The following is a 365-nucleotide window of genomic DNA, read 5'->3' as shown; positions in this document are numbered from 1 at the left end:
CAGGAACGTCTCGCCAAGCTGGCAGGCGGCGTTGCCGTCATCCGCGTCGGCGGTGCGACCGAGATCGAAGTCAAGGAAAAGAAGGACCGCGTCGATGACGCCCTCAACGCGACCCGCGCGGCCGTCGAAGAAGGCATCGTTCCCGGCGGCGGCGTCGCACTCCTGCGCGCTTCGCTGGCCATCACCGTCAGCGGCGCCAACTCCGACCAGACCGCCGGCATCGCCATCGTGCGTCGCGCGCTGCAGGCTCCGGCCCGCCAGATCGCGGCCAACGCCGGTGCGGAAGCATCGATCGTTGCCGGCAAGATCCTCGAGAACACGGGCCCGACCTTCGGCTTCAATGCCCAGACCGGCGAATATGGCGA

At 68.5% G+C, this 365-nt stretch carries 1 protein-coding gene; it reads left to right on the top strand.

Going from position 1 to position 365, the window contains the following annotated elements; translation table 11 throughout:
- The coding region (locus tag BQ8482_RS34435) for a TCP-1/cpn60 chaperonin family protein (RefSeq protein ID WP_280178897.1) at positions 1 to 365 on the top strand (365 nt) is incomplete at both ends.

This window comes from Mesorhizobium delmotii (assembly GCF_900149755.1).
GTDB classification, from domain to species: domain Bacteria; phylum Pseudomonadota; class Alphaproteobacteria; order Rhizobiales; family Rhizobiaceae; genus Mesorhizobium; species Mesorhizobium delmotii.
This window is presented reverse-complemented; position numbering and strand designations above follow the sequence as displayed.